We start from the raw sequence: 7237 nt of genomic DNA, 5'->3' as shown, positions 1-7237 counted from the left end.
CCCTCCAGGTTCACCTCCATGATCTCCAACGGCTGACCAGCAGCCACAGCAACGGCGGCACGGGTGCGCATCCGGTCTTTCCCCCTCCCCGTGGGTTCTCTTTTGGAACACTATGGTGAAGCGCACGTTGGCGGTTTCAACCTGTGCCTGCGACATGTCATACTTTGGTCGCATACGTGACAAGGAGTGACCATGCGGCATGTCCTGACGACGGTCCTGGCCCTCGCGATGGTTGCGGGCCTGGGCCGCCCGGCCCTGGCGGCGGACCCGACTGATCCCGACTGGCCCTGCATCCAGCGCAAGGTCGACCACCTCTCGATCGGGGTCCTGTGGCCCCACCCGCTCCCGGCCGAGGAGACGGCGCTTCCTTCCGGGCTCGACGACGTCGCGGACCAGCTCGCGCTGCGCCGGGTGACCGAGGAGGACGCCGCGCGCCTTCTGGCCGAGGTCGGGGCGCAGAACCCCGGGCTGAACCTCGATGGCTATGGCCGTCTCTTCCAGGCCACCTTCGATCACATCGACCGCCAGCGGGCCGAGATCATCGAAGGCATCAGCCGCTACGCCCGGAACCAGGCCGGCCTCGCCCGCGAGATCGAGGAGATGCAATCCGAGATGACCCGCCTGAAAGCGGCGGAGCCGCCGGACTTCGACCGGATCGATGCGCTGGAGGCAGAGCTCGACTGGCGCATCCGGGTGTTCCGCGACCGCGACCGCGCGCTGACCTACGTCTGCGAGTCCCCCGTCCTCCTGGAGCAGCGCGCCTACCGGCTGGCCCAGATGATGCTGGCCGCCGCCGACGGCTGAGAGTCCCGGCGGCCTACTCCCATTCCAGCTCCGTGTAGGCGGCGGTCGCGTTCCGGGGATTGTGCTCCTCATAGAGGAGCCAGTCGCCCGGCGCCCCGGCGGCCTTCATGGCCTCGCTCAGGCTGGCCCCTTCGGCCAGAAGCGCGCGCACGTCCTGCGCCAGCCCGTCGAGATAGGCCCTTACCGGCTCTGCCGCCTCGGGCCAGGGCCGCAGCGGTCCGCCATGGCCCGGAACGACCTCCACGGCCTCCGACGCCGCCAGCCCGTCCAGCACCTCCAGCCAGCCCCGCAGCGATCCATCGAGCGTCGGCAGGTGCTGGTCCACCACGAGGTCCCCCGCGATCAGGACGCCCGTCGCCCGGTCGATCACCGTGAGGTCCGCCCCCGTATGCGCCTGCGGCCAAGCACGAAGGTCGAGCACCCGGTCGCCGAGGTCCAGCGCCTCCATCCCAGCCACGCCCCGATGCACGACGGGCGCCTCGCTCCCGACGAAGCCCGGACCGATCTGGCGAAGGCCCTGCGCGCGGTCGCTATTGCTCCGCGCGGCCAGCTCCGCCGCCAATCGCTCATGGCCCAACACCTCGGCGCCCGCATCGACCAGCGCCGTCGCCCCGAGGACGTGGTCCGGGTGCGGATGAGTCAGGATGACATGGCGGATCGGCCGGTCCGTCCGCGCCCGGACGGCCGCGACGATCGCCTCCCCCAGCGCGCGGGACCCACCCGAGTCGATCACGGCCACCGCCTCGTCGCCGACCACGAAGGCCACGTTGCCGATGTCCCCGCCGTTTTCCGCGTCCGCCAGCGCGATCCGGCCCACATGCACGAAGAGCCCCGGCCGGACCTCCTCGAAGTCGAGCGGCGGCACGTCCATGGCCCCGCACCGGACCTCGCTCACCTCATGCCCGAGACGCCAGCCCTCCAGCCGGTCGGCCGCCGCGGCCTGGGCGGCGGCGCAGGTCGCGGCCCCCACCGGCACCGTCCGCGCCGCGCAGACCTCCGGCGCCTCCAGCAGGCAGAGCGTCGCCAGGACGTCGATCATGGAGCCTCCGCCGCTTCGACGCGCGGGACAGTCGCGCTATGTTGCCCCGCATAGTGTGGCGCTCGGATGGAGGTTCGCCAGATGCGTTCGCTGCTCGCCCCCCTTCTCCTCGCCCTGGCCGCCCCTCTGGCCGCGCAGGAGGCCCCGAACCCGCTCCAGGACGGCGACACCTGGGCCTATCTCGCCCCCCGCATCCTGGGCGACATGGCGCCGCGTCCCGCCGAGGGCCTCCTGACCCTCGAGGCGCCCATGCGGGCCGAGGACGCGGCCACCGTCCCGATCCGCCTCGTCCAGCCCGAAGGCGCGCCCTGGGTGCAGAACCTCACCCTCGTCATCGACGAGAACCCCTCCCCCGTCGCGGCCGAGATGACCTTCGGCGAGGCGATGAGCCCGCTCGACCTCGAGCTGCGCGTCCGGGTGAACCAGTATTCCAACGTGCGCGCCATCGCGATGACCGAAACGGGCGAGGCGCGCATGGCCGGCGCCTTCGTCAAGGCCTCGGGCGGCTGCTCGGCCCCCGCCGGCGCCTCGGGTCCCGAGGCGCTTGCCGGCCTGGGCGAGATGCGCCTGCGCGAGTTCGGCGCCGCCCCCGACGGCCGCCGCGAGGCGCAGGTGATGATCCGCCATCCCCAGTTCTCGGGCCTCCAGCGCGACCAGGTCACCCAGCTCTGGATTCCCGCGCACTTCATCGAGCGGCTGGAGGTCTGGCAGGGCGACGAGATGCTCTTCACCCTCACGGGCGGCATCTCGATATCCGAGAACCCGGTCTTCCGCTTCCGCTATGCCGACAACGGCGCCCCGGGCTTCCGCGTGCGGATGCAGGACACCGAGGGCAACGTCGTCGAGCAGACGCTGCCCAAGGAGCCCGCGACCTAGAAGCAGACGATCTCGGCCTCCGCCTGCGCCCGCCGCAGCTCGGCCACCACCCCCTGCGCCGTCGCGGGCCCCCGGAACAGCGACGAACGCTCGCCGCTGGTCTGCTGAAGCGCCAGCACCGTCTCGGCCTCCACGTATCTGTCGTAGGGCAGGATCGACGCGATCCGGTCGATGGAGCACGAGCACTGCTCCAGCACGCGCCGGTTCTCGCCGTTCACGGCCATGCAGGCGAAGACGTATTCCGCCCGCGCCGCCGTCGGATAGTCGTTGAGCCGCTCGGCCGCGTCCTGCGCCCGCGCGCCCCCGGCCAGCAGCGCGAGGACCAGCGCCAGCCCTCTCACGGCCCGACCTCGGCCAGCGCCAGCGAGGCGGCATAGGCCTCCCGCGCGCCCGCCGCCGGAGCCTCGACGCTCATGGAATGATACCATCCCGGCACCGCCTCCGAGACGACGACACGGATCTCCAGGTCGGCGAAGCCTCCCAGCGCCGCCCGGTTCGGGTCCCCGGCGAAGGGCGTCAGGGCGACCTCCGTCGCAGCGACCGAGCCGCCCTCCCAGGGCACGGTGACCGCCTCGACCGCGCCCGTCCCGGCCAGGGCGTCGCGCATCCGGTTGCGGATGTAGTAAGGGCTGCCGCCGGTCTGCTCCGCGATGTCCTGCACCGTCGATTCCAGGAACACCATCACCACCGGATTGCCGATGGCCGCGCGGTAGCGGCCCAGGTTCCGCGCCGGTTCCTCGGCGGTCCGCCCCTCGACCAGCGCCGCGTCCTGCGGCCCCAGCCCCACGACGACGCGCTCCCACTCCGCCGTCCCGGCGGGGCCCGCGTCGTAGCTCAGTTCCGTACCCTGGGGCAGGCCGTCCAGCGTGCCCGACCGGAAGATCAGGTCGAAGGCGTTCTCGGCCCGGGCCGCGCCCGCGCCGGCCAGCGTCGCGCAAAGCGCAACCGTGGCGATCCGTCCCATGCCGTTCCTCCGCAGCTGTTGGGCCTCAAGCCCATCAAACCGCAGCCGGGGATGGATTGTCCACCATTCCGCAGCGATGGATCAGGCGTCGATGCCCTCTCCGATCGGCTGGCAGGTCCAGCGCTGGATCTGCCAGCCCGGATGCTCGGCGATCCAGCGGGCCAGCTCGGGCTGCGCGCCGAAGGTGCAGGACAGGACCGAGAGGTCGGTGAATTGCAGAGCACGTTGCTCGCAAGTGGCGGGGGCGGCGCTCAGGCACGCCACGAAGACGAGTTCGATCATGAGGGGGAGGGGCTCCGACTGACGGGTTGAGGAGGTGCCTTGACGCCTCAACCCTAAGACCTGCCCCAAGGACAGGCCCCGCCTTTCACGTTTGCCGGAGCCCGCCGTGATGGATTCCTGTCCGGGTGCTCAGGACTTCAGCCGTTCTGCATGGAATCTGACGTGATCCGCCATGAAGGTCGAGATGAAGTAGTAGGAATGGTCGTAGCCCGGGTGCCGCCGCAGCGTCAGCGCGATCCCGGCCTCTGTGCAGGCGCGCTCCAGCAGCTCGGGCCGCAGCTCGCGCTCCAGGAAGTTGTCCGCGTCGCCCTGGTCCACCAGGATCTCGTCCAGGCGCGCGCCGTCCTCGATCAGCGCCACGGCGTCGTGCCGGCGCCAGGCCGCGCGGTCGGGCCCCAGATAGGCGCCCAGCGCCTTCTCGCCCCAGGGCACCTGGCTCGGCGCCACGATGGGCGCGAAGGCCGACACCGAGCGGAAGCGCCCCGGCAGGCTCAGCGCCAGCGTCAGCGCCCCGTGCCCGCCCATCGAATGGCCGAAGATCCCCTGCCGCGCCATGTCGACGGGGAACTCGGCGGCCACCAGCGCGGGCAACTCCTCGGTCACGTAGGTCTTCATGTTGAAGCGCCCCGCCCAAGGCGCCTCGGTGGCGTCGAGGTAGAACCCCGCGCCCTGCCCCAGGTCATAGGCCGGATCGTCCGCGGCGTCCCCGCGGGGCGAGGTGTCGGGGCAGACCACGATCACGCCCGCCTCGGCGGCGGCGCGGCGGTACTCGCCCTTTTCCATCACGTTGGCATGGGTGCAGGTCAGGCCCGACAGGTACCATAGCACCGGGCAGGGTCCCTCCTTGGCCTGAGGCGGCAGGAAGACGGCAAAGGTCATCTCGCCGCCTGCCGCCTCGGAGGCGTGCCTCGCCACGAGCTGCCGCCCCCCGTGAGAGGCCCATTCCGACACGATCTCCATCCACTCGCCCTCCTTCGAGTCACTTGGCCCCGTCCTTGTGACCCGGCGGGACGGCGGACGAAACCCTTCAACGGCCCGCAGGAACGGTCCGGTGTCGTTCCGCCGGCGCGTTAACCCAATCTCAACCTCGGGCTGGCAGCATGGAACTACCGTGAATCGGGGGCCGCCATCCCCGAAAGGACGCGGGGCCCCCGCCAGGGCCCTTCGGCCGCAGGAGGGAGAAGGTGCGCCCCGGCGCGCGGCCCTTCGCCCGCGCCGGGGCGGTCCGCTCCGTTCAGGCGTCCGCGGTTTCCGCCGCGGCCTGCGCCGCCGACTTGGTCCGGTGCTGCACCGTCCATGTCGCGATGTAGTCCATCAGCGCCGGGTTCAGCGAGTCATAGGGTTCCAACCCCAGTTCGCGCAGCCGCGCCCGGATGCCATCCATCTCCTGCGGATCGACCCCGGCCTCGATGACCGAGGACACGAAGGCGGCGAAGCCCGGCTGCTGCCAGCCTTCCGTCTCGAACCGCTCGGGGTGGACGAAGGCGAGGCCTTGGAACGGATGCTCGCGCTCGACAGGTCCGTACATATGGACGCCGCAGGACCGGCAGCGGTGCCGCTGGATCAGCGCCGAGGAATCGACCACCTCCAGCTTGTCGCCGTTCTCCAGCACCGTGACCTTGTCGACGGGCGCCACGGCCACGACCGAGAAGGTGGCTCCCTCGGGTTTCCAGCACTTGGTGCAGCCGCAGGCGTGGTTATGGGCGACCTGCCCCTCGACCCGGACCCGCACCGGGCGGTCCGTGCAGTTGCAGACCAGCACGCCGCCCGAGAAGTCGGGCGAGGTCGGGGCGATCCCGCCGTCGAGCGCGGGATGCAGGTGTGGCGTGGCCATATCGTGTCCTCCCTGGGTTGGAGCGGGTCGCCCGCTCGCCTGTCGCGCCTCCTTGCCGACCGGGCGCCGATCCAGCCTAGCACGAAGGCGGCGCTCACGATCACGGAAACTGGACAATCCCGACCAAAGTCGACCTTGCTCCACCCTGCCAGCAACGATCCGCCCGCCCTGAACCGGGCTGCCGGCCCAAGTTGATCTGTTTCCGCCCTGAACCGCGCAGTCCATGGGCCCTGCCCGTGTGGAACGACTAACTCCACTGCGAGAGCCTGGCCATTCCACTCGCGCTCAGTCCGAAGGGGTCGAAGGTCATCGACGTGCCTTTGATTTCGTTCGTCCTGCGCGGAGAGCCCAGCCATTTCCTCCCGGACAGCAGGCCGGAGTTCGTGTGGCTCAGGCATGGCGTTGTCGCGCAACCCAGGCTGAGTCCGAGCTTGCCTCTTCCCATCAAGTTCAGGCGAAGCGCACGACCTCAGCCCGAGTTCGGCAACATCTGCAACCGCCTTTTGCTCAGGAGGGATCTTCGCCTGGTCATGAAGCGCGTCGGGTGCTGACCTCTGTCCGGCCGCATATGCGGCTGTTCCACATGCCGCAGGCCCGATTGGTGTTGGCGGATCGGACTCCACATCCACGCCGCGTGCTCGATGGCACTTTGCCGCAGGCTGGTTGGCCCGGTGCCGTCTCCGACCGTTGCGCCATACCGCTCTTCGACCTTCCCCTGCGCCGACGACTTGGAGACCGCGCCGGCCTGGACAGCCGCAGCCGGAGTCCGGCAGTCCTCACCCTTCAACAGTGCCCACACGATCCGGGCCGTTCGCGGCGGGCTCGGACCGGTGGCGCCCTGCCGCTCCCTGTTGGCCGGAGCGACCCGCAGCGGCAGCGGCGTGGACGGGGCGCTTGACGACAACGTCGTTGGCCCCGGGGATCAGGAGCCTTCGGAGCGAGCGCTCTCCCATCCTCATGGTGGCGCCCGAGCACCGCCTGCCGCCGGTGGAATGCGGCCAAGGCGTCAGCCCCAACCAGGCCGCGAAGTCGCGCCCCGACCGAAGGTCTGGGGCGGAGGTGCCGGAGCCGCGACGGACGCGGCGACCCGCGGTCCCAGACATGCGCGCCGCCGCACGCCTCCATCACCGCCCCACAGCGTGGCAGCCCGGCAAGGAAGGCCAGCACCTGATGCACCGCCCGCCCCGACAGCTCAGCCCCGTGCGCCTGAAGCACATCCTTGGCCAGATCGAGCCCGACCACGGTCATCTCCAATAGGACCGCTCCTCTCTGTGGGTCGCCCCAGACCCACCCTGGCACACCCATGCCAGCAAGGAACGGTCGTGTCGTCCATGCCTTCAACAACGCTTCCGTGAGCGCTTACACAGGCCCTAGGCTCAGGACCTGTAAGCGCTCTGGCGTTTCAGCGGCTTAGCTGATTCATCCGGCCCGACTTCGG

At 70.6% G+C, this 7237-nt stretch carries 8 protein-coding genes and 1 pseudogene; 2 read left to right on the top strand and 7 right to left on the bottom strand.

The genetic code is table 11. The features are described from left to right. The first annotated feature begins 192 nt into the window (after positions 1-192). On the top strand, positions 193-804 hold the full coding sequence (locus FHG71_RS22405) for a hypothetical protein (protein WP_246045575.1): 612 nt from the start codon (positions 193-195) through the stop codon (positions 802-804). 13 nt (positions 805-817) lie between these two features. Here the strand turns inward: FHG71_RS22405 and FHG71_RS22400 are convergent, their stop codons facing one another. Then, complete coding sequence (locus FHG71_RS22400) at positions 818-1843, bottom strand: quinoprotein relay system zinc metallohydrolase 2 (protein WP_139083961.1); 1026 nt, start codon at positions 1841-1843, stop codon at positions 818-820. Between the two features lie 81 nt (positions 1844-1924). Here FHG71_RS22400 and FHG71_RS22395 point away from each other — a divergent pair, with 81 nt between their 5' ends. After that, entirely contained in the window at positions 1925-2719 is a 795-nt protein-coding gene (locus FHG71_RS22395) for a quinoprotein dehydrogenase-associated SoxYZ-like carrier (RefSeq protein WP_139083959.1), read from the top strand. Here FHG71_RS22395 and FHG71_RS22390 read toward each other — a convergent pair. The 6 genes and pseudogenes from FHG71_RS22390 to FHG71_RS24840 all read right to left on the bottom strand — a co-directional run. Beyond that, positions 2716-3060, bottom strand: a complete 345-nt coding sequence (locus FHG71_RS22390; protein ID WP_139083957.1) for a hypothetical protein — start codon at positions 3058-3060, stop codon at positions 2716-2718. The two genes, FHG71_RS22395 and FHG71_RS22390, sit on opposite strands and share 4 nt — an antisense overlap. Further along, complete coding sequence (locus tag FHG71_RS22385; RefSeq protein WP_139083955.1) at positions 3057-3683, bottom strand: hypothetical protein; 627 nt, start codon at positions 3681-3683, stop codon at positions 3057-3059. The genes FHG71_RS22390 and FHG71_RS22385 overlap by 4 nt, the downstream gene beginning before the upstream one ends. Before the next feature lie 81 nt (positions 3684-3764). Continuing rightward, complete coding sequence (locus FHG71_RS22380) at positions 3765-3965, bottom strand: hypothetical protein (protein WP_139083954.1); 201 nt, start codon at positions 3963-3965, stop codon at positions 3765-3767. Between the two features lie 129 nt (positions 3966-4094). Then, positions 4095-4925 (bottom strand): S-formylglutathione hydrolase, encoded by an 831-nt coding sequence (gene fghA, locus FHG71_RS22375; protein WP_139083952.1) that lies wholly within the window; start codon positions 4923-4925, stop codon positions 4095-4097. Positions 4926-5199: 274 nt separating this feature from the next. After that, positions 5200-5799 (bottom strand): S-(hydroxymethyl)glutathione synthase, encoded by a 600-nt coding sequence (gfa, locus tag FHG71_RS22370; protein WP_139083950.1) that lies wholly within the window; start codon positions 5797-5799, stop codon positions 5200-5202. Positions 5800-6662: 863 nt separating this feature from the next. After that, a pseudogene (locus tag FHG71_RS24840) lies at positions 6663-6898 on the bottom strand (transposase); the annotation flags it as partial. Positions 6899-7237: the final 339 nt, after the last annotated feature.

Origin of the sequence: Rubellimicrobium roseum, from assembly GCF_006152145.1 — a bacterium.
GTDB lineage: Bacteria > Pseudomonadota > Alphaproteobacteria > Rhodobacterales > Rhodobacteraceae > Rubellimicrobium > Rubellimicrobium roseum.
The sequence above is the reverse complement of the archived record's forward strand: the minus strand, read 5'-3'. Positions and strand labels throughout refer to the sequence as shown.

Excerpts from the sequence above, each read along its gene's own strand:
- FHG71_RS22405 (WP_246045575.1), top strand. The coding sequence starts at position 193 with ATGCGGCATGTCCTGACGACGGTCCTGGCCCTCGCGATGGTTGCGGGC.
- FHG71_RS22400 (WP_139083961.1), bottom strand. The coding sequence starts at position 1,843 with ATGATCGACGTCCTGGCGACGCTCTGCCTGCTGGAGGCGCCGGAGGTC.
- FHG71_RS22395 (WP_139083959.1), top strand. The coding sequence starts at position 1,925 with ATGCGTTCGCTGCTCGCCCCCCTTCTCCTCGCCCTGGCCGCCCCTCTG.
- FHG71_RS22385 (WP_139083955.1), bottom strand. The coding sequence starts at position 3,683 with ATGGGACGGATCGCCACGGTTGCGCTTTGCGCGACGCTGGCCGGCGCG.
- FHG71_RS22380 (WP_139083954.1), bottom strand. The coding sequence starts at position 3,965 with ATGATCGAACTCGTCTTCGTGGCGTGCCTGAGCGCCGCCCCCGCCACT.
- fghA (WP_139083952.1), bottom strand. The coding sequence starts at position 4,925 with ATGGAGATCGTGTCGGAATGGGCCTCTCACGGGGGGCGGCAGCTCGTG.
- gfa (WP_139083950.1), bottom strand. The coding sequence starts at position 5,799 with ATGGCCACGCCACACCTGCATCCCGCGCTCGACGGCGGGATCGCCCCG.